Here is a 21,750-nt window from a genome sequence, read left to right as displayed (position 1 = left end):
CCCCAAGTCGCCGATCGCGGGCATGCCGATCCTGGAGGCGTACAAGGCCAAGACCATCATCGTCAACAAGCGCTCGATGGCCGCCGGCTACGCCGGCCTGGACAACGAGCTGTTCTACATGGACAAGACCATGATGGTGTTCGGCGACGCCAAGAAGGTGGTCGAGGACATGTTCAAGGCAGTCGACTAAGGCCGCGTCGCTCTCTTCCCGGAAAGTCGATACACCACTTGCACCGTCCTGCTGCATCAAGGTCGGCACAACAGAACTTTCAAATCCGAGCGCAAGCCGGGTGCGCTCCATAGCAATGTCGCAACATAACGATGACACCCACCTCCGTTTCCTCGTCCATGGAAATCAACGCCTTCTTTCATCCGGCTACCTGCACCTTCAGCTATCTCGTTCTTGACCGGCAAAGCCGGCAATGCGCGCTGATCGACAGTGTGCTTGACTACGACCCTCACTCTGGCCGGATCTGCACGGCTTACGCCGATCGGCTGGTATCGCGGGTGCAGCAGCTGGGAGCGGTTGTTCAATGGATCATGGAAACCCATGTGCATGCCGACCACCTTACGGCCGCGCCCTATCTCAAGCGACGGCTCGGCGGCCAGATCGCCATTGGAAGTCAGATCACAACGGTACAGAAGGTCTTCGGCGAGCTATTCCATGCAGGGGCGGAATTCGCACCAGACGGCTGCCAGTTTGATCGCCTCTGGAATGATGGCGACACTTTCACAATCGGCAGTCTGCAGGCGCGTGCCATGCATACGCCAGGCCACACCCCGGCATGCATGACCTATGTCATTAGCAACGGCCAGGAGACAGCGGCCTTCGTCGGTGACACGTTGTTTATGCCCGACTATGGCACCGCCCGTTGCGACTTCCCGGGGGGCGATGCACGCACCCTCTACCGCTCCATTCATAAGGTGCTAAACCTGCCCACGGAAACTCACCTCTATTTATGCCACGACTATCAGCCCGGCGGCAGGGAACTCGGCTACATGACTACAGTAGCTGAGCAACGTGCAAATAACATTCACGTGCGCGATGGCATCGGCGAGGAGGAATTCGTGGTGATGCGCAGCGAGCGCGACGCCACGCTGCCGATGCCGGCGCTGATCCTGCCATCCGTGCAGGTCAACATGCGGGCGGGAGAGTTTCCCGCGCCGGAGGCCAACGGTAAGCGGTACCTGAAAATTCCTGTCAACGCACTTTGATGGAATAGAGAGGGTGTCAGTCATCGCGCAGGTTCACCTTGGATGCCGCCCCATTGACAATACCTGCCCAGGCAGCTATATTCCCGTCAACCAGGAGTTGCCATGCAAGCAAAGAAGCGTTCGATCATCGCGGAGTTGAGTTCCGGGGAACTGGGCTATCTCGTCACCGAGGTCCGCAATCATTTGCTCGCGGGCATCGAGCGCGAACTGTCGCCGCTGCAAATTACCGCAGCGCAGTTCGTGGTGCTGAACAGCATCGTGTCTGGCAAGGGCCGTACACTGAGCGAATTCTGCAAACTGCTCGGCTACGATTCAGGCGCCATGACGCGCCTGCTGGATCGTATCGAGGCCAAGGGCATCATCCGCCGGGTGGAAAATCCGGCGGACCGGCGCAGCTGTCTTGTCGAGCTTACCGAGCACGGCAAGGCGGTCTTCCCGCAGGCACGGCAGGGCACCCAATCTGCGTTTCGCCGCATGCTGTCCGGCTTCAGTGAAGACGATGCCGAGACACTGCGCGGCCTGCTCCATCGCATCCTCGCCAACAAGACCGAAGCCTGAGCGAAATTTTTTTGCCGTTTTATCTGCCTAGGCATATTTAGCCTAAGCAGTTTTATCGGAGACGCAATGATGTCGTGAATGTGCCCTGCCTGCCGATGCGCACGTCCACGCATGGGGCGCGATGCCAGCGTGGCTAATACCAGCGTATGAGCGCACGCAGCCTACGTAGGGGCAGCGCAACCCGTCCGTAGCATGGGCATGGCGCCGCCCGCCCCCTACCCTTGTTTCATGGCTCGCTGCCCGGTGGCCGCAGTGGTCGGTCGCCCCAGTCCATGCGGTCCGAAATCGCGGCCTGCGAGCTGCTCATCCAGTTTTTCCCTGTCGAGTCGATCGTGAACACTCTCCTCGCAAGCCGTTTGGCGGCTCTCTTTCGCGGGCCTCTGGCCCGGCATCGATCTGCGCCGATGCGGGCGCGTGCCGGCGGGCTCTTGCGGTGCCTTGGCGTACTTGGCGCAACGCTTCTGCTGGCAAGTTGCGCCAGCATGAAGGGGCTGCACACGCAAGCCAGCCTTGACGATGCCAACCGCCTTGCCGCGACCGCGTCGCTGGGCGCCACGCCCGTCTCGCCGGCGGCATGGCCCGAGCTGGCGTGGTGGAAGCGCTTCGGCGACCCGCAACTGGATACGCTGGTGGCTGCAGCGCTGGCCGGGCAGCCTTCGCTGCGTGTTGCCGCGGCGCGCGTGCGCCAGGCCGACGCGCTGGCCGGCAGTGCGGAAGCCGCGCTGTACCCGCAGGCCAACCTGGGCGCCAGGACCACGCGCCAGCGCTTCAGCGAGAACGGCGCGGTGCCGCCGCCGCTGGCAGGCGGCTGGCGCTGGAACAGCGAGGTGCAGTTCGGCCTCAGCTATGAGCTGGATTTCTGGGGCAAGAACCAGGCGACCTTCGACGCCGCGCTCGATCGCGCCCGCGCCGCGGAAGTCGACTACCACGCCGCGGAACTGGTGCTCACCACGTCCGTGGTGCGCACCTATCTAAGGCTCGACGCCGCCTACGCGCAGCGTGAACTGGCCGAGCAGACCTATCGCCAGCGCCAGAACACACTGGCGCTGACGCGCCAGCGGGTCGCCGCGCAACTCGACTCGCGGCTCGACATGAAGCAGGCGGAGTCGGCACTGCCGGCCACGCGCGAACGCCTGGCTGCCATTAACGAAGTCATTGCGCTGACGCAGAACCAGTTGGCCGCACTGGCGGGCAAAGGGCCGGACGCCGGTGCCGAGGTGCGCCGCCCGCAGCTTCGCGACAGCTTCGTCACGGCATTGCCCGCTTCCCTGCCAGCCGAACTGATCGGCCGCCGCCCCGACGTGGTGGCGCTGCGATGGCGGGTCGAAGCCGCCAGCAAGGACATCAAGGCGGCCAAGGCCCAGTTCTATCCCAACATCAGCCTGACCGCCTTCGCGGGCCTGCAGAGCCTGAACCTGTCCGACTTCCTGCTGGCCGGCAGCCGCACCTTCGGCATCGGACCGGCGCTGTCGTTGCCGATCTTCGATGGCGGCCGCCTGCGCGCCAACCTTGGCGCGAGGCAGGCGGAGCATGACGCCGCGGTCGAGCAGTACAACGCCACGCTGGTCACGGCGCTGCACGACGTGGTCAACCAGCTGGTGTCGCTGCGCTGGCACGCCGAGCGCGCGGGCGAACAGCACCAGGCGCTGCAACTCACCCAGGAAGCCTATGACCTGGCGGTGGCGCGCTACCGCAGTGGCGTCGGCAACTACCTGCAGGTGCTGTCGGCCGAAGGCCAGGTGCTGCAGCAGAAGCAACTGCTGATCGACCTGGAAACCCAGCAGCGCTCGCTGCATCTCGAACTGATCCGCGCCCTTGGCGGCGGATACGACACTGCCGCGCGGCCCGCCAGCGATGCCGCGCCGGCCACGCCCCCTTCTGCAAGGAACGCATCATGACCGCCGCCAGCCAACCGCATCCCGCCAACGCCCGTCCGGCCGAGCCGCCACCGCCGCCACCGCCACGCCGGCAGCGCGGCCGCCGCATCCTTGCCGCGAGCCTCGTCGCCGTCGGCCTGGTCGCAGCCGCTGCATTCTGGGGGCAATACGGACGCCACCAGGTATCGACCGAAAACGCCTATGTCGAAGGCAATGTAGTGCAGGTGACGTCGCAGGTGGGGGGCGTGGTCACGGCGATCCTCGCTGACAACACCGATCTGGTCGAATCCGGCAAGACCCTGGTCGAGCTCAATGGCGTCGATGCGCAGCTCGCTCTGTCCGCGACGCAGGCGCAGCTGGCGCGCACCGTGCGCCAGGTGCGCGGGCAGTTCGCCGCCGCCGGCCAGGATCGTGCCAACGTGGAGCTGCGCTCCGTCGACCTGGCGCGCGCGCAGGAAGACCTGGAGCGCCGCACGGCCCTGGCCGCCAGCGGCGCGATCTCCGGCGAAGAGCTGATCCATGCCAGACAGGCCGTGCGCACCGCCAGGGCGTCGCTGGCCATGGCCTCCGAGCAGCTCAAGCGCAACCAGGCGCTGGTCGAGCGCACCTCGGTGGACTCGCACCCGGAGGTGCAGGCAGCCGCCGCGCAGGTGCGCAATGCCAGCATCGCGCTGTCGCGCACGCGCATTCCCGCGCCCACCGGCGGTGTGGTCACCAAGCGCTCGGTCCAGGTCGGCCAGCGCGTCAGCGCGGGCGTGCCGCTGATGTCGGTGGTGCCCCTGGACCATCTATGGGTCACGGCAAACCTGAAAGAGTCCCAGCTGCGCGACGTACGCCTGGGCCAGCCGGTCACGCTGACCACCGACCTGTATGGCGACCGCGTGGTGTACCACGGCCGCATCATCGGCCAGGACGCCGGCACCGGCAGCGCCTTTGCCCTGCTGCCGGCGCAGAACGCCACCGGCAACTGGATCAAGGTGGTGCAGCGCGTACCGGTGCGCATCGCGCTGACCCCCGCCGAAGTGGCTGCCAACCCGTTGCAGATCGGCCTGTCGATGCAGGTCACGATCGATACGCGCGGCCGCAACGGCAAGCGGCTGGTCGCCGGCGATGCGGCGAGCGAGAACTACCGCACCACGGTGTTCGCCGACGAGCTGGCGCGTGCCGACGAACTGGTGCGCAGCATTGTCGCCGCCAACCTGTAAGCCAGCCGCATCCCCGGAGACGCCGCCATGAAGCCCGCCACGCCCCCACGACTGCTGCTGATGACGATCGGCGCACTGACCCTGATCGACTTCCTCCAGAACGGCATGGTCGCCTTTGCCACCGCGCCGATCATGGGTGAAATCGGCGCCAGCCCCGAGGAGTACAGCACCGTTGCCGCGGCCTACGCCAGCGTCGCGGTGGTGATGATCGCGCTGCAGCGCTGGCTGGTGGAGCGCATGGGATGGCGCAGTTATGTGCGGGCCGCGCTCGGCGCCGCGGCGCTCGGTGCGGTCCTGTGCGCAAATGCCGGCAGCTATCCGGCCTTCCTGGTCGGCCGCATGGTGATGGCACTGGGTTGCGCGGGCATGGTCACTTCATCGCGGCTGGCGGTGAACCTGATTCCGCCAGGCCCCGCGCGCTTTCTCGGCATCAAGGCACTCGCCACCGGGGTCTGCACCGGCATGGCCATCGCGCCGTGGCTGGCCTCGGTCATCGTCACCGCGGATCGCTGGCCGATGATCTTCTGGCTGGCTGCCGCGGCGGCGCTGGCGCTGCTGCCAGCCACGCGCGTACTGCCCGCGGCCACGGTGGCACCGGCGCAACGCTCCGACGCCCACCTGCTGCGGCTGGCCGCGCTGGCGAGCGGCAGCTTCCTGGTCCTTTATGTCTTGCAGCGCTCCTACTACGACTTCTATGCCGACCAGCTGTGGCTCGCCTCGGGCGCGATCACGGGAGCCGGCGCGCTGCTGGCCTTTGTCTGGAGCGAATCCCGTAGCGCCCGACCCTTGCTGAAGCTGCGCAGCCTGATCGAGCCGCGCTATCTGAGCGGGCTCACGCTCTTTACGTTCTGCTACTTCACGCTGGGCGCGAACGGCTATCTGCTGCCGATCGTGCTGCAGCGCTCGCTGGGGCATTCATGGTCCACCACCGGCTTGTTCTACACACTTGGCCTGGCCGCGGGGGTCGCCACCTGGCTGACGATGTCGCGCCTGCTGCCGCGCTGGCCCAGCCCGCGCAAGTATTTTGTCGCCGGCTTCCTGGCGCTGGCGGCTTCCTCCTGGCTGATCAGCCGCATCCCGCCCGCGCCCGACCTGTGGGGCCACGTGCTGCCCGCGCTTGCGCTCTACGGGGTGTTCATCATGACCCTGGTCCCGGTCACCGCCATGCAGACCTTCAACGGTGTCGCGCAGGATGAGTCGGTGTTCTCCAATGCGCAGCAGACCAAGAACATGCTGGGCCAGATGGGGACCGCGCTGGGCGTGACCGTTGCCACGGTCGGCCAGCAATGGCTGACCACGCTGCACTACAGCACGCTGCATGGCACCATGCATGCCGGCAGCCCGCCATTCCAGGAGGCCATTGCGCGCTACACCGCGGCGCTGTCCGGCTCGATGGAGCCCTTGCGCGCGGCCGAGCTCGCCACGGCGCAGCTGGCACAGGTGCTGGCACAGCAGTCGGCGCTGCTGGCCAATCTCGACCACTTCCGCGCACTGGCGGCGTTGGCCGCGCTCGCGATCATGGTGAGCCTGGTGCAGAAGGTGATCCGGTAAGCGAGCCAGACGCCAGGGGCCGGGCGCGTGATGGTGCTGGCCCCTGCACCGTCATTGGGGATAGCGAGCGCGCCGGTGCGGATGCCAGAGATGCGGATGCGCGAGGAGAGGTCAGGCCGATCGGCCCTGGCTCACGGCGCGACAGACCCCGGACGAGCGATACGCTGACGACACCGCCGCACGCGCAGCACGCGCTCGCGGATCGCATGGAGGTGCCCGCGCGTCAGCGCAAGCAGCGTGCGGAGGCCCAGCCACGGGTTGCGCAGGCACCGGCGTACCTGCTCGCTGCGCCCGACGCCTGACACGCACCAGGTGCAGAAGTGCTCGCAATTGTTGGTCAGCAGCTGGTACCGGTCTTCGCCCAGGCGCGACCTGGCCCGCTCCACCACTTCCGCGCCGACGTAGAGCGCGTCCGCATCGGCCTGGACCCTGAGGCCCTTGCCCGCGGCAAAGCCTGGCAACGGAATGGTCTCGACGGGACGACGCCTGGTGGAATGGTCGAAGCCGCCATAGTGGATGACCTGCCCCGCGCCGGCATAGATGCCATGGTGGACGTAGCCATCGCGCTCAGTCACGAGATGCGCGCCGATGGCAATGGAGCAGGCTGCGCTGGCCGCCTGCGGCGACGCTGCGAGCCAGTCGAAGGTCAGTGTTTCCATGGCGGGCCGCCAATTGGCTTGGCAGTGACTCCGGTCCCGCGGGCGCGCTCATGACGGACTGACCGGAGCGCTGTCACGCTTGCCCGATTCAGGGCAAAGGGCGTCCCGCCGGGGAGCATCGTCCCCGGGAAAGGGCTTCACTGCGTTGATTTCGGTGAGGCTTGCGGCCGGCGCGGACGCTTTGCGATCGCACTGGCCTTTGATTCAAGGGTAGGTTTTCGGTCTTGTGAAACCCATTCTACGGAGGGCTGCCGTGGGGCCTACATTGGCGTCGAACGCTCATACCGGGGTATATCCGCAGCACTGCCGGCGGATGATCGGGGCCGATGCCGGCTCCGTCATCGGGCTCCCGGCTGGCCCGCGCGCGCCTCTGGTGCCGGAGATGGCCTATCAGGCTCCCGCGAACGGCCTGCCGCCTGGCCGTCGCCGGGCAGAAGCCGACGCCGTTTGGCGTGTCCGAATCACCTAGAATACCTACAGCCAACCCAGCCACTGCCGGTGCCAGCCGACCAAAGGAAACCGAGATGAGTTCGTCGTCGCAGTCGACTGCGGGCCACAAAGCCAGCGGCCGCATGGAGCCCGTGGTCTATGTCGTGGACGATGACGAGTCGATGCGGCTCGCCCTGGCCGGCCTGCTGCGCTCGATCGGACTGCGGGTGGAGACCTTTGATTCGTCCTACGAGTTCCTGGCGTTTCCGAAGGACGACGCCCCCAGTTGCCTGGTCCTCGACGTCAGGCTGCGCGGCGAAAGCGGACTGGCGTTCCAGGAGCAGATCGCCAGGAGCGACCTGCGCATGCCGATCGTCTTCATGACCGGGCATGGCGACATCCCGATGACGGTCAAGGCCATGAAAGCGGGCGCCATCGATTTCCTCGCCAAGCCGTTCCGCGACCAGGACATGCTCGATGCGGTCGCCAATGCCCTGGCGCGCGACGGCGAGCGGCTCGCGGCCGAACAGTCGAGCGCGGCGCTGCGCACTGCCTATGCCTCGCTGACGCCGCGCGAACGGGAAGTGATGGTGTTCGTGATCGCCGGCCTGATGAACAAGCAGATTGCCGGCGAGCTGAATCTCAGCGAGATCACCGTGAAAATCCACCGTGGGCAAGTCATGAAGAAAATGGCGGCACGATCTGTCGCCGAGCTGGTCAGGATGTCGCAAGCGCTGGGCGTGCAGCCCAGCCCCGGCAAGGCCGGTTGAGGGGTGCAACGGAACGGCGCCGGGGGCTTGCGCCGCCCTGTCGTGGCGGCGCTAGGCCTGGCCCAGCGCAACGCTGAGCCAGTGCGCGATGGCGCCGGCATCGACCGGCTTTTCGAGCACCGCGAGCGCACCGTGCGCCAGCGCTTTGGCTTCCAGGTCGGGACCGGGGAATGCGGTAATGAAGATGGTGGGCGGTGCATAACCCAGCGCCTGGAGGTGCTCGTGCAGCGCCAGCCCGGACATGCCAGGCATCATCACGTCGGAAATCAGGCATGAGGTCTCTGCGACGTGGCCGGACGCGAGGTATTCCTCCGCGGAAGCGAACATCCGCGTCGGCTGCCCCAGCGAGCGTATCAGGCTTGCCGTGGCGAGGCGGACGCCCTCGTCGTCATCCACGATCGAAACGGTTTGAGCGGAACACAAAAGAGCGGCCCTCGAGGTTCGGCGGCGCACGCCACCCGACCAATGCCCGCTGGCGAATCAGCGAATTTCGGGGTGGCCTGCCATGGCAAGTACGGCACTGCCTTGCACTACGCTTTGAAGCCTAAATCCCGGGGCAGCGCCGGGAAATCATACGAACGTATAAGTCCCTGCCCGGCTCTGCCCGGGAACGCCACCATGCCTCGGAAGCCGCACTTGCGCGCGCCGCTGCCGCCCCCCTTCATACCTCGGTATGAGGCGTCGAAGCGTAGGTAGGGGCAGCGCCACCGCTGCGTAGAATGGTTTTGCTGCACTCGCGGCCCTACTCTTTTCTCAAGCGCAAAGCGATCGCACCGTGCCTTCGCAAGCTTCCTGATGATGAGTGGAGTCAGCAATGATGCAATCGGCAATTTCGAAGCATGGCCTTCGGCCTGGCTTGGCAAACCCCGCCGCCGCCCTGTCCACCTGCTTTTCCACCAGCTACACCGGAATCATCGCCTTCATGGCGGTCGCCACCGAGGGCAGCTTCGCCCGCGCCGGGGAACGGCTGGGCATCGGCCGCTCGGCGGTCTGCCGCAATGTGCAGAAGCTCGAGGCGCAACTGAGCACGCGCCTGTTCCTGCGCACCACCCGGTCCACCCATCTGACGCGGGAAGGCGAACGGTTCTTCGAGCACTGCAACCGCGGTGTCGCGCATTTTGCCGAGGCGATGAACGATATGCAGGCGTTGCGCCAGGGACCGCCGCATGGCCTGCTGCGCATCAGCGCGCCGGTCGATTTCGGGCGCAAGGTGGTGGCACCCCTGCTGTCCCGGTTTGCCGAGGCCTACCCCGATATCGCAGTCGACCTGATGCTGAACGACCGGCCGGCCGATTTCGTCGGAGACCAGATCGATGTCGCGTTCCGCGGCGGCCGCATCGAGGACTCCAGCATCATCGCGAAGCCGCTGATGACGCTGCGGATGGTGCTCTGTGCCTCGCGCGCCTACGCCGAACAGCGCGGACTGCCGGCGACGCTGGAAGCGCTGGGCGAGCATGACTGCATCAACTTCCGCCACGCCGGCGGCAGTGTCTCGGAGTGGGAGTTCAAGATCGACGGGCGCGTGCGCAAGTACCTGCCCGCCGCCAGGCTGACATTCAATGACGCGGACCTGGTCTTGCAGGCCATGCTGGACGGCCGCGGCATCGCGCAGATGGCGGAGTACCAGGTGCGCGGCCACCTGGCTCGCAACGCGCTGGCCGTGGCATTGCCGCAGCACAGGCCGGAAGACCGCGCGCACTATATCTGCTACCTGTGCCGGCAGCACTTGCCTGCGCGCATCCGCGTCTTCATCGACTTCATGACCGAGCAGATCCGCGCGCTCGATCCCGACGAGGCGGGCGGGTACGGCGCCGTCGGCAACCCAAACCCCCTGCGGAAGCTGGCCGCCTGAATCCCGTGCGCCAATCTGCCTGGCGTCGTCATGGCACGGGAAAGCGGCTCGCCGCGCACGTGCTGTTCACACCACCTTCAAAACATGCGCACGAAGTCCGCGGCATGGCCCCTGCAGCCACCGGTGCCGACAGCGGCGCCGAGGTGTATTCTCCAGAATGCTGCATGGGCAGCGTTGTTGATCGAGAAGATGCCGTGTTGTAATTCGCTTCCGGTGCGTATCCGGCCCGGCTGGATCGGACCCGTCTGATCTCCTGCCGCATGTCGGGAAGCAGCCTGATGGCAGTGCGGCAGACGGGGAGCTGCATATGGATCAGGCGCCGACGGCCGGCACCCTGCAGGCCTGGTGGACCCAGGCTTTGTGGAACGATGGCGAGCGCGTTTTCTCCCGCGCGGTGCGACCGCTCGACGGCACCGGCCAGCCCGTGCTGCTTGCCCGGCCCGCGGCCGAGCATCCCACGCCAGCCACGCTGGACCGCCTCGCGCACGAACTCGACCTGAAGGACGAACTGGACGGTGCGTGGGCGGTGCGCCCCCTGGGGATGGTGCGAGAGGCCGGCCGGACCCTGCTGGTGCTGGAAGATCCGGGCGGGGAGCCGCTTTCGCGACTGCTCGGCAAGCCGATGGACGTGGCGGATGCGCTGGCGCTTGCCATCGGCATCGCCGCGGCGCTGGGCAAGCTGCACCAGCGCGGCCTGGTTCACAAGGACCTCAAGCCCGCCCACATCCTGGTGCACTGTGCCGACAGCCGCGCGCGCCTGACCGGGTTCGGCCTTGCCTCGCGGCTGCCGCGCGAGCGCCAGGCCCCCGAGCCGCCCGAGACCATTGCCGGCACCCTGGCCTACATGGCGCCAGAGCAGACCGGCCGGATGAACCGCTCGATCGACTCGCGCAGCGACCTCTATGCGCTGGGGGTGACGCTGTACGAGATGCTGACCGGCGGGCTGCCATTCTCGGCGGCGGATCCCATGGAATGGTTGCATTGCCATATCGCGCGCAAGCCGATGCCGCCCGGCGAACGGGTGGCAAAGATCCCGCCCATGGTCTCCGACATCGTCATGAAGCTGCTTGCCAAGACGGCAGAGGAGCGCTACCAGACCGCCGCAGGTGTCGGGCGCGACCTGCAGCAATGCCTGGATGGCTGGCGCCGGCAGCGCCGCATCGCGGCCTTTCCACTGGATGCGCACGGCGCGCCTGAACGGCTGCTGATTCCAGAGAAGCTTTACGGACGAGAGCGCGAAGTCGATACCCTGGTGGCCGCCTTCGAACGCACCGTCAGGCTGGGCGTGCCGGAGCTGGTGCTGGTGTCCGGCTATTCCGGCATCGGCAAGTCGTCGGTCGTCAATGAATTGCACAAGGTGCTGGTGCCGCCACGCGGCCTGTTCGCCGCCGGCAAGTTCGACCAGTACAAGCGCGATATTCCCTATGCGACGCTGGTGCAGGCGTTCCAGAGCCTGGTACGGCCGTTGCTGGGCAAAGCCGACGTGGAACTGGCAGGCTGGCGCGCCGCCTTGCTCGATGCGCTGGAGCCCAACGCCGGGCTCATGACCGAGCTGATACCCGAACTGAAGCTGATCATCGGCGAACCGCCTCCGGTACCGGCACTCGAGCCACAACAGGCGCAACGCCGCTTCCTGCTGGTGTTCCGGCGCTTCATCAGCGTGTTTGCCCGTCCCGAGCACCCGCTCGCGCTGTTCCTGGACGACCTTCAGTGGCTCGACGCCGCCACCCTCGACCTGATCGAGGATCTGCTGACCGGTTCGGAGCTGCGCCACCTGTTGCTGATCGGCGCCTACCGCGACAATGAGGTCGACGCCGCGCATCCGCTGATGCGCAAGCTACAGGCGCTGCGCAACGCCGGCGTCAGGATCGACGCCATCATGCTGGCCCCGCTTGCCGGCGAGCACGTGACGCAGCTGCTGCGCGAAGCGTTGCACGTCGAGCCGGAACGTATTGCACCGCTGGCGCAACTGGTGCACGACAAGACCGGTGGCAATCCCTTCTTCGTGATCCAGTTCCTGCATGCCCTGGTGGACGAAGCGTTGCTCGCCTTCGATCATGAGGCGCGGCAATGGCACTGGGATCCCGAGCGCATCCATGCCAAGGGCTACACCGACAACGTCGTGGACCTGATGGCCGGCAAGCTGACGCGCCTGCCGGCCTCCACGCAGCACGCGCTGCAGCAGCTTGCCTGCCTGGGCAACGTCGCTGGCGTCGGCGCGCTATCGACCGCGCTTGGCGTGCCGCAGCCGCAGGTCGGCGTGGCGCTGTGGGAGGCGGTCCGCCAGGAACTGGTCGAGCGGCAGGACGGCGCCTACGCCTTTGTCCATGACCGGGTCCATGAAGCCGCCTACTCGCTGATCCCCGTCGACTCGCGCGCCCAGGCCCATTTGCGCATCGGGCGCCTGCTCGCCGCGCAAACGCCGCCGGAGCGGCGCGCCGAGGCGAGCTTCGAGATTGCCGGCCAACTCAATCGCGGCGCCGCATTGATCACCGAGCGCGACGAACGCGAACAACTGGCCGAGTTCAACCTGCTCGCGGGCCAGCGCGCCAAGGCAGCCACCGCCTATGCATCGGCCCTCGCCTACCTGGTCAGCAGCGCGGGGTTGCTGGACGACGACTGCTGGCAGCGCCGGCATGACCTGATCTTTGCGGTGGAGCTGAACCGCGCGGAATGCGAATTCCTGACCGGGCAATTGTCGATGGCCGATGCCAGGCTGGCGGCGCTGTCGGCGCGCGCCATGACCACGGCCGAGAAAGCGCTGGTCACGTGCCTGCAGCTGGACGTCTACCTGGTGCTGGATCGCAGCGACCGCGCGGTCGAGGTCTGCCTGGCCTACCTTAGGCACGTCGGCATCGACTGGTCGCCGCACCCCGACGATGCGGAAGTTCGGCGCGAATACCAGCGCATCTGGTCCGGGCTTGGCGACCGGGCCATCGAGGACCTGGTGGACCTGCCGCTGATGGAAGATGCCGCCGCGCTGGGCACCGTCGAGGCGCTCAGCAAGCTGTTCGCGCCAGCCTTGCAGACCGATGCCAACCTGGCTTGCCTGACCATCTGCAAGGCGGTCAGCCTGAGCCTGGAGCAAGGCAACTGCGATGCCTCGTGCGTGCTCTACGCCAATGTCGGCCGGGTCGCGGGCCGGCGCTTCGGCGATTACCAGGCCGGATATCGTTTTGGCCTGCTCGGCTGCGAACTGGTCGACCGGCGCGGGCTCAGGCGCTTCGAGGCCAAGACCTTCCTGTGCTTCTCGATCTTCGTGGTGCGCTGGCTGAAGCCGGTGCAAAGCTGCCGCGCCCTGCTGCGCCGTGCCTTCGACGCCGCCAACCGGATTGGCGACCTGCCTTATGGCGCCTACTGCGGCAACAGCCTCATCTCGGACCTGCTCTTCGCCGGCGAGCCGCTGGCCGAAGTCCAGCGCGAGGCCGAGCGCGGCCTTGCCTATGCCGAGAAGGTGCGGTTTGGCCTGGTGATCGACTTCATCAACACGCAGCTCGTACTGGTGCGCATGCTGCGCGGGCTGACGCCGCGCTTCGGTTGCCTGGACGACGCGCAGTTCCGGGAAGCCGCTACCGAACACCACCTGGCCGGCAGTCCCGACCTGGCCCTGGCCGAGTGCTGGTACTGGATCCGCAAACTGCAGGCGTGCTATCTCGCCGGCGACCTCGATGCCGCCAGGGCGGCCGCCGCCAGGGCGCAACCGCTGCTGTGGACCTCGAGCTCGTTCTTCGAGGAAGCCGAGTATCACTTCTACGGCGCGCTGATGCTTGCGGCGCAGTGCGATCTTGCCCCGGACGGCGAACGGATGCAGCACCTGGACACGCTGGTCGCGCATCATCATGAGCTCCAGCTCTGGGCGCAGCACTGTCCGGAGAACTTCGCCGACCGTGCCACGCTGGTCGCGGCGGAGATTGCCCGCGTCGAGGGCCGCGTGGTGGAGGCCGAACAGCTTTATGAACAGGCCATTCACGCGGCGCAGGAGACCGGCTTTGTCCACACCGAGGCGCTCGCCAACGAACTCGCCTCGCGCTTCTACAGCGCGCGTGGCCTCGGCAAGATTGCTCGCCTGTACCTGCAAGACGCCCGCTACGCCTACCTGCGCTGGGGCGCCGATGGCAAGGTGCGGCAGCTCGAAGCACGCCATCCCTACCTGAGGACCGAGGAAGCGACCCCCGGCCCGACCAGCACCATTGCCACGCCGGTCGAACACCTCGACCTGGCTACCGTGCTGAAGGTATCGCAGGCTGCCTCGGGCGACATCGTGCTGGACAAGCTGATCGACATGGTGATGCGCACCGCCATCGAGCAGGCCGGCGCCGAGCGCGGGCTGCTGATCCTGGCCGATGGCGGGGGGCACCGCATTGCCGCGGAAGCCATCGCCGGCAACGACACGTCCCGGCTGCAGCTGCGGGACGAGCCGGTGAGCGCGGCGATGCTGCCGGAGTCCGTGCTGTACCACGTGCTGCGCACGGGCCAGAGTGTGGTGCTCGACGATGCCGCATCAGACCCTTCGTTCGACGCGGATCCCTACGTCCGCCAACACCGTGCCCGCTCCCTGCTGTGCATGCCCCTGATGCACCAGGCCAAGCCCACCGGCGCGCTCTACCTGGAGAACAACCTGAGCGCGCGCGTGTTCAGCCCCGCGCGGATCGCGGTACTGAAGCTGGTTGCCTCGCAGGCCTCCAGCTCGCTGGAAAACGCGCGTCTCTACCGGGACCTGGCCGAGCGCGAAGCCAAGATCCGCCGCCTGGTCGACGCCAATATCATCGGCATCATCGTCTGGAACGCCGATGGCGACATCATCGAAGCCAACGACGCATTCCTGCGCATGGTCGGATACGAACGCGAGGACCTGGTCTCGGGGCGCGTGCGCTGGACCGACCTGACGCCCGTGGAACTTCGTGCCGACAGCGAACAGGCGCTGGCGCACGCCGTACGCACCGGCAGCGCCCTGCCTTTCGAAAAAGAATACATCAGGAAGGATGGCAGCCGGCTGCCGGTTATCGTCGGCCTGGCGATGTTCGCGGACAACCGCCAGGAAGGCGTCGCGTTCGTGCTCGACCTGACCGAACGCAAGCATGCGGAAGAGCGCGTGCGCGACAGCGAACGGCGCTACCGCGACGTGCAGACCGCGCTGGCCCACGCCAACCGGCTGGCCACCATGGGACAGCTTACGGCGTCGATCGCGCATGAAGTAAACCAGCCCATTGCCGCCACCATGACCAATGCGCAGGCAGCGTTGCGCTGGCTGGGCGCCGACCCGCCCGACATCGACGAGGTTGGCCAGGTGCTGGGACGGATCATCAAGGACACCAACCGCGCCGGCGATGTGCTGCGGCGCATCCGCGAGCTGGTGCGCAAGGCGCCGCCGCGCAAGGAACCGGTGGACCTCAACGAGGCCATCCACGAGGTGATCGAGCTGACCCGTGGCGAGGCGGCGAAGTGCCGCGCCCGGGTCCAGGTCCAGCTGGCCGAGGGCTTGCCCCGGATCGAAGGCGATCGCGTCGAGCTGCAGCAAGTGCTGTTGAACCTGATCGTCAACGCGCTGGAGGCGATGGGCGAAACCGACGGCGCCCGTGACCTGCGCATCGGCACCAGCAAGGCCGAAGCCGGCGGCGTGCTTGTGACGGTGTCCGATTCCGGTCCGGGCTTTGCATCGCTGAGCGCCGAGCAGGCATGCGCGCCCTTCTACACCACCAAACCGGCGGGCCTGGGAATGGGTCTGTCGATCTGCCGTTCGATCATCGATGCGCATGGCGGCGAGCTGTCGATCGGCAATGGCGTGCCACACGGTGCGGTGGTCCGGTTCACCGTGCCTGCGTGTCCGCCCGATGCATCGTGACGGGCCGGCGGCCCCGGGGCCGCCCGAACACGGAATAACACGGGGATTGCCCAGGGCCGACGCCCCGCGAGGGCGAAGCGTCGGCACGGCCTCGTCCAGACTGCCTCAGGCGTACGTGACCTCCGGATTGCCCGCGGCCAGCGCCTGCTCGCGGTCCGCGGCCGGCGGATAGATCCACTGGGTATTGATCAGCAACTTGCGTTCCTTGCCTTCGGCGTGCGTCAGGCTGACCCGTCGATCCCAGCCTTCGGTATAGACCGCGCCCCATGCGCCGAGGTCGAGGCAGGTGGCATAGAAATCCTGCCGGTACGCCATGGTCGGCAGGCCCAGCAGGTCCGCCGCCACGTTATGGCCGGCGAACCGCCCCATGTACAGGGCGTGCTGGCACGACATCAGCGAATAGTGCCCTTCGTCGTCGGTCAGCGCCCGCACCACGTCGCCGGCGCCGAACACATCGCTGGTGCCGGTGACACGCAGGTCCGCGCTCACCTCCATGCGCCCCTGGCGGTCGAGGTGCGGCGAGACTTGCGCGGTCAGGCCGCTGGCAACCATGCCGCCGGTCCAGATGACGGTGTCCGCGTCAATCCGTTCTCCGGTTGCGGTCACCACGCCGGTGGCATCCACGGAGACAACGCCAGCACCAACGCGGGTTTCAATGCCGAGCTGCGCCAATGCCTGCAGGATCTGCGGGCGCGGGCCGGGTCCGAGATCGGGTCCGATCGCATCGGCGCGCTCGACGATGACGATGCGCGGGCGCGCGCCATCGCCGAGGATCGGAAGCAGCCGCTGCGGCAGCTCGGTCGCCACCTCCAGTCCCGTAAAGCCGCCGCCTACCACGACAAAGGTATTGCGCCGCGGGCCCTCGGGCTGCGACGGCAGTCGTTCCAGATGCTCGCGCAGCGCCACCGCCTCGTGCAACTGGTCCACCGCGAAGGCGTGTTCGGCCAGGCCCGGCAGCGGCGGACGGAACAGGCGGCTACCGCTGGTCAGGACCAGGCGCTCGTAGCCTTCGGTACTGGTCTGGCCAGCGGCCGTCCTGATCTCGACACAATGGTCCGCCACATGGATGCGCTCGACCGCGCCTTCGATAAACCTGACGCCAACTGCATCCAGCAGCGGCAGGAACGGCACCGCCATCTGCTCCGGCCGGGCCTCGTGCAGCCGCGGACGGATGTGGAGTTCCGGCCGTGGTGAAACCAGCGTGATCTCGACATCCGCGGCAGCCTTGCCTTGCCTATCGACGACGCGCGCCGCGCCGAGCGCCGTCCACAGTCCGGCAAAGCCGCCGCCGACGATCAGGATCCTGCGTTTCATGATGGTTACCTCGCTTCCTACTGTTGCTGGGTTCGGGCGGCACAACGTGGCGGCCGAACGGTGCATGACGCCTGGCCGCGCGGCGCGAAACCGGCGGATCCGGGGGTCTGAATGCTGGGAACCGGGCCGTGACCGGCCCGGGGAACGGGCTGGGCTAGTTCACCGGGGTAAAGACCGGCGCCCCCTGCTTCTTGAGCAGGAACACGACAAACTTCGCTGGCCTGGTCTTGCTGGCATTGCGGCCGACGGTGTGGAGATCGTCCGGGCCTTCGTAGAAGGTTTCGCCCGCCTTCAGCGTAACTTCCTTGCCGCCCTTCACGCCCATCACAATGCTGCCTTCGAGCACATAGACGAACGCATGCGCGTCATGGCGGTGCACCGGGTCGAAGCCGCCGGGCGGATACTCCACCGTGATCATCTGGACTTCCTTGCCCGCATAGTCGGGCAGCGCCTTGGTGGTCAGCGACTGGACCACTACCTCGGGCGGCGCGGCGCTGGCCAGCGGCGCCGACATCAGCAGCACCAGGCTTGCCGCGATCGCGATCGACGGTTTCATGGCTTTACTCCAGGTTGGCCTTGTCCAGCCCGAAGGCCTTGTCGGAAGAACCCGGCACCATGCGGAAGGCGACGTTGAGCCGGTTCCAGGTGTTGATGGCGCCCACCAGGAACGTCAGGTCGGACAGCTCCTTTTCGGAATACTGCGTCAGCACGCGCTCGTAGACATCGTCCGGCACGCCCTGAGCGGGCAACTGGGTCAGCGCCTCGGTCCAGGCCAGCGCGGCGCGCTCGCGCGGCGAGAACAGCGTCGATTCACGCCAGATCGCCACGTGATGCAGCCGCAGCTCGCGCTCGCCGTGGATTTTTGCCATCTTGATGTGCATGTCGACGCAGAACGCGCAGCCGTTGAGCTGCGACGCGCGAATCTCGACGAGCTCGCGAATATGCTGCTCGATCGTCGTTTTCGGGAACAGGCTGTTGAGCTCCATGAGCTTCTTGGACAGCTCCGGGGATTGCTGGAAGTAGTTGAGGCGTTGCGTCATGATCTCTCCTGCTGAGATGGCGTGGATGGCCGGCGGACCCGCGCCGGATGGCAGGCAGGGACCGCTTGGAAAGAAGCGTAGCCGTGCGCCGGGCGCACCGGTAGTGCCGCAGGAGTACACGCACTGTTACCGCGCCGGCACCAATCGCCGGGCGCGATGCGGCTACATCGGTTCCGCCTGCAGCGGAACTACCGGGCCGCGTTGGCTTCGCGCTCGAACTCGCGGATCACCGGGTTGCCCAGGATGGCGTCCCGGCCGGCTTCGATCAGGCGATCGACATCCTGCTCGGGCAACCGAAGCCGGGTCGGCAGCTCGTTCAGGCTCGCGGCACGCGCCTTGTCGAGGGAGTCGAATGCGATCCGCGTGACGAAAAACTCGACGTCGTCGCAGCGCCAGCCCGGACGGCTTGCGGCGATAGCCTGCTGCCGGGCAAACGGCATGGCGCACCGATACGCCACGAGGTCATTGCGCCACTGCCGCATCATGGGCACGAAGGCGTCATAGCTCATGCGCACGTTGGTGGCCATGGCGGCGTCGATGGACGCGTTGGCCACTTCGATCCCCGACGGGCCCACCTGGCTTTGGTTCCAGTCGCCACGCGGGCCCTGGCCGGCATCGACCACGACAAACAGCAGCCGCCGCACCTTGATCGCGTCATGCTCGCTCATGGGCCCGTAAGCCGTGCCCAGCAGCAGGCGCGACTGGAAAATGGTGGCCAGCCCGTAGTTGTCCGTCACGCCGCCGTCGACCAGCTTGATGTACTTGCCCTTGGACAGATCCCGGTGGCCGCGAACGGCAACCGCCAACGCGCCAATCAGCAGCGATTGCCCCGGCGCCTCGGCGTGATCCAGGTTGGGCAGCGGCGCCCGGCAGGCCTGGGGATGCTTCTCCAGCACGATGGGCGCGAAGAACAGCGGTACCGCCATCGAAGCCGCGACGGCCTCGGAGACGGGAAAGCTGGCGAGATCGCTGCAAAGCGCATCGAATGCCAGCTGGCTGAACGGAAATGCGACCCGATAATAGACGTTGGTGGCATTGATCCACACCAGCGGCTTGCCGCGGCGGAACATGTCAGCGTACGTGGCCCCCTTGAACACGTCTTCGTCCAGCCAGGTCTGGAGGTCTTCCCGATTATTGAGCCCCCCGCCAAAGAGCCGCGCAATGTTGAAAGGATTAAGGAGGCTGAAGCGCAGCCGCGCCTCGCCATCTTTCAGAAGCACCGACCGGAACGTCGCCAGGCTGTCCTTGCCGTGCAGGCCGTAGTAGGCGGCGGTGAGCGAGCCTCCGGACACGCTGCTGATGAAGGCCACGTCGTCGAGCAGGGAAGCGCCGCCGGGAGTTCGCATGGCGTCCAGCCCCTGCAGCGCGCCGAAGGCGAAGGCCGCGGCGCGCGTGCCGCCGCCGGAGAACGCCATGGCGATGGTAGTCGGCCCGGCGACGTCGACCGGTTCACGCAAGGGCACGGTGCCGCTGGCGGCCGTCGCCTGGGGCAGATTGCGGGGGACATTGTGAGAAAGCGAGCCGCAGGCACCGACTCCCGCAAGCAGCAGCACCATCAGGGCGCGGCCGGCCTTGCCGCAGGCGCCGCGCCCGCTTCCGGGCCGGCCCGGTGGCACCGGCAGGCAGCTGTTCCGGCGGAGAGAAGGATCGTGACGAGACATGCTTGGCGTGGCGCAGGCTGCAGAATGGTATGGTGGAGATGCGTTGCCGCAAGCATCCGATGGCGGATGCCTCGCCATGATATGGCATCAGCGCGGGGCACGACACGTACCTCGCCACCCGGGGATCGCCGTCACGGTACCTGACCTGAAGACCCAGGGGTCGGCAGCGCCTTAAGATCCATCGCCCGCTATTCGTTTTGCAGATACCAGATGTCGGAATTCTTCAATTTACTGTGGGGCAGCCGCTTCATACACTCCTTCGAACAAAAAAGAAGCATCCGGAGACACGCATGAGCACCGAAAATCCAATGCAGTTCGTTGTGGAACCCCATCCGGGGCCCACCCCCGCCGACCAGATCGCTGTCAGGCTGGAGAACCCCGTCTTCGGCCGGGTGTTCACCGACCATATGGTGACGATTCGTTGGACCGACGGTCGCGGCTGGCATGATGCCAGGGTCGAAGCACGCCGTCCTTTCCAGATCGACCCCGCCTGCGCAGTGCTGCACTACGCGCAGGAAATCTTCGAGGGCATGAAGGCATACCGTGGCGAGGGCGGCAGGATTTCGCTGTTCCGGCCACAGGAGAACGCCAGGCGTTTTCGCGCCTCCGCAGCCCGCATGTCGATGGCGGACCTGCCCGAGACCACCTTCCTGCAAGCCGTGGAAGCGCTCGTCGATATTGACCGCGCCTGGGTCCCCGGCAGCCAGGGCAGCCTTTACCTGCGCCCGTTCATGTTCGCCTCGGAGAGTTTTCTCGGGGTGCGCGCTTCGGCCGAATACGTATTCTGCGTGATCGCATGTCCGGTCGGCCCGTATTTCAAGGCCGGCAAGTCGGCGGTGACCGTCTGGGTGTCGGATCAATATACCCGCGCGGCTTCGGGTGGCACCGGCGCCGCCAAATGCGGCGGCAATTACGCGGCCAGCCTGATCGCGCAAACCGAGGCCGCGGCCAGGGGCTGCGACCAGGTGGTGTTCCTGGACGCTGCGGAGCACCGCTGGATCGAGGAACTCGGCGGCATGAACGTGTTCTTCGTGATGGATGACGGCTCGCTGCGCACCCCGCCCCTGAAAGGGACCATCCTGCCGGGCATTACCCGCGCTTCGATCATCGAACTGGCCCGGCACGAGGGCATTCCCGTCAACGAAACGCCATACGACTTCGAGTCGTGGCGCGCCGATGCAGCCAGTGGCCGGGTCAAGGAAACCTTCGCCTGCGGTACGGCCGCGGTCGTCACCGCCATCGGGCAGGTGCGTCACGCCGGCGGCGAATTCACCATCGGCAACGGCGGCGAAGGCGAAGTCACGCAACGGCTCCGTGCCTTGCTGACCGGCATTCAGCGCGGCAGCATCGCCGACCCGTTCGGATGGGTCCATCACGTCGATTGAGACCGGCGTGAGTGACCTTGGCGGCGAGCAAGGAATCGGAGTGCAACGCTCGCCGCGTTGACTTGGCTTGACGTCTGTCCCCGCCGCCTCTGCGGTCTGGGCAATTCCAGAAAAATTACCGGGACCGGCGCGCGACCCGGCAAGCGGTGTCGTCTACCCGTCGGCACGCTGCCCGGATGCCAGCGCTCCGCATGCCGCGTCGCCATCTCCGGCGCGCAGTCGTGCGAGCGCGCGGCAAGACCCATTTAGGAGATCCCTATATGAGCTTGTTCCGAACCAAGGACATCGACGCCATGCTGGCGGAGAGACACGTCGCCGCGCTGAGGAAGGTGCTGGGCCCGGTCGACCTGGTGTTGATGGGCATCGGTGCCATCATCGGCACCGGTATCTTT

At 66.7% G+C, this 21,750-nt stretch carries 16 protein-coding genes; 10 read left to right on the top strand and 6 right to left on the bottom strand.

Annotation, left to right across the window (positions count from 1 at the left end; genetic code table 11):
* From MKD38_RS29275 to MKD38_RS29250, 6 genes are all read left to right on the top strand, one after another.
* On the top strand, window positions 1-190 hold a 190-nt coding region (locus MKD38_RS29275), incomplete at its 5' end, for an NAD(P)(+) transhydrogenase (Re/Si-specific) subunit beta (protein ID WP_252682340.1).
* Between the two features lie 131 nt (window positions 191-321).
* The gene (locus MKD38_RS29270; RefSeq protein WP_252682338.1) at window positions 322-1,215 is read left to right on the top strand and encodes an MBL fold metallo-hydrolase; all 894 of its coding nucleotides are present in this window, start codon (window positions 322-324) and stop codon (window positions 1,213-1,215) included.
* A gap of 102 nt (window positions 1,216-1,317) precedes the next feature.
* Window positions 1,318-1,773 (top strand): MarR family winged helix-turn-helix transcriptional regulator, encoded by a 456-nt coding sequence (locus MKD38_RS29265; RefSeq protein ID WP_252682336.1) that lies wholly within the window; start codon window positions 1,318-1,320, stop codon window positions 1,771-1,773.
* Between the two features lie 404 nt (window positions 1,774-2,177).
* Entirely contained in the window at window positions 2,178-3,671 is a 1,494-nt protein-coding gene (locus MKD38_RS29260; RefSeq protein WP_256506760.1) for an efflux transporter outer membrane subunit, read from the top strand.
* Window positions 3,668-4,855 (top strand): HlyD family secretion protein, encoded by a 1,188-nt coding sequence (locus tag MKD38_RS29255; protein ID WP_252682331.1) that lies wholly within the window; start codon window positions 3,668-3,670, stop codon window positions 4,853-4,855. Before MKD38_RS29260 ends, MKD38_RS29255 begins: the two co-directional genes overlap by 4 nt.
* Window positions 4,856-4,882: 27 nt before the next feature.
* A complete protein-coding gene (locus MKD38_RS29250; protein ID WP_252682329.1) occupies window positions 4,883-6,406 on the top strand; it encodes an MFS transporter in 1,524 nt (507 codons plus the stop codon).
* 131 nt (window positions 6,407-6,537) lie between these two features.
* Here the strand turns inward: MKD38_RS29250 and MKD38_RS29245 are convergent, their stop codons facing one another.
* On the bottom strand, window positions 6,538-7,065 hold the full coding sequence (locus tag MKD38_RS29245) for a lecithin retinol acyltransferase family protein (RefSeq protein ID WP_252682327.1): 528 nt from the start codon (window positions 7,063-7,065) through the stop codon (window positions 6,538-6,540).
* Between the two features lie 524 nt (window positions 7,066-7,589).
* On the opposite strand from MKD38_RS29245, the gene MKD38_RS29240 reads away from it, so the two are divergent.
* Entirely contained in the window at window positions 7,590-8,264 is a 675-nt protein-coding gene (locus tag MKD38_RS29240) for a response regulator transcription factor (protein ID WP_252682325.1), read from the top strand.
* Between the two features lie 51 nt (window positions 8,265-8,315).
* On the opposite strand, the gene MKD38_RS29235 is transcribed toward MKD38_RS29240, so the two are convergent.
* A complete protein-coding gene (locus MKD38_RS29235) occupies window positions 8,316-8,660 on the bottom strand; it encodes a response regulator transcription factor (protein ID WP_252682323.1) in 345 nt (114 codons plus the stop codon).
* Between the two features lie 418 nt (window positions 8,661-9,078).
* Between MKD38_RS29235 and MKD38_RS29230 the strand changes: the two genes are divergently transcribed.
* Window positions 9,079-10,116, top strand: a complete 1,038-nt coding sequence (locus MKD38_RS29230; RefSeq protein ID WP_252682321.1) for a LysR family transcriptional regulator — start codon at window positions 9,079-9,081, stop codon at window positions 10,114-10,116.
* A gap of 307 nt (window positions 10,117-10,423) precedes the next feature.
* The gene (locus MKD38_RS29225; protein WP_252682319.1) at window positions 10,424-15,958 is read left to right on the top strand and encodes a trifunctional serine/threonine-protein kinase/ATP-binding protein/sensor histidine kinase; all 5,535 of its coding nucleotides are present in this window, start codon (window positions 10,424-10,426) and stop codon (window positions 15,956-15,958) included.
* 105 nt (window positions 15,959-16,063) lie between these two features.
* Here the strand turns inward: MKD38_RS29225 and MKD38_RS29220 are convergent, their stop codons facing one another.
* From MKD38_RS29220 to MKD38_RS29205, 4 genes are all read right to left on the bottom strand, one after another.
* The gene (locus tag MKD38_RS29220; protein ID WP_252682317.1) at window positions 16,064-17,272 is read right to left on the bottom strand and encodes an NAD(P)/FAD-dependent oxidoreductase; all 1,209 of its coding nucleotides are present in this window, start codon (window positions 17,270-17,272) and stop codon (window positions 16,064-16,066) included.
* 154 nt (window positions 17,273-17,426) lie between these two features.
* Window positions 17,427-17,828: a cupin domain-containing protein gene (locus tag MKD38_RS29215; RefSeq protein WP_252682315.1), complete on the bottom strand. Its 402-nt coding sequence runs from the start codon at window positions 17,826-17,828 to the stop codon at window positions 17,427-17,429.
* A 4-nt stretch (window positions 17,829-17,832) separates the two neighbouring features.
* On the bottom strand, window positions 17,833-18,312 hold the full coding sequence (locus MKD38_RS29210; protein WP_252682313.1) for a carboxymuconolactone decarboxylase family protein: 480 nt from the start codon (window positions 18,310-18,312) through the stop codon (window positions 17,833-17,835).
* Window positions 18,313-18,500: 188 nt separating this feature from the next.
* Window positions 18,501-19,868, bottom strand: a complete 1,368-nt coding sequence (locus MKD38_RS29205) for a patatin-like phospholipase family protein (RefSeq protein WP_252682311.1) — start codon at window positions 19,866-19,868, stop codon at window positions 18,501-18,503.
* Window positions 19,869-20,263: 395 nt separating this feature from the next.
* Here MKD38_RS29205 and MKD38_RS29200 point away from each other — a divergent pair, with 395 nt between their 5' ends.
* Window positions 20,264-21,358: a branched-chain amino acid aminotransferase gene (locus MKD38_RS29200; RefSeq protein ID WP_252682342.1), complete on the top strand. Its 1,095-nt coding sequence runs from the start codon at window positions 20,264-20,266 to the stop codon at window positions 21,356-21,358.
* The last annotated feature ends 392 nt before the right edge of the window (window positions 21,359-21,750 follow it).

It is taken from the genome of Cupriavidus sp. WGlv3, from assembly GCF_023952475.1.
GTDB lineage: Bacteria > Pseudomonadota > Gammaproteobacteria > Burkholderiales > Burkholderiaceae > Cupriavidus > Cupriavidus phytorum.
This window is presented reverse-complemented; position numbering and strand designations above follow the sequence as displayed.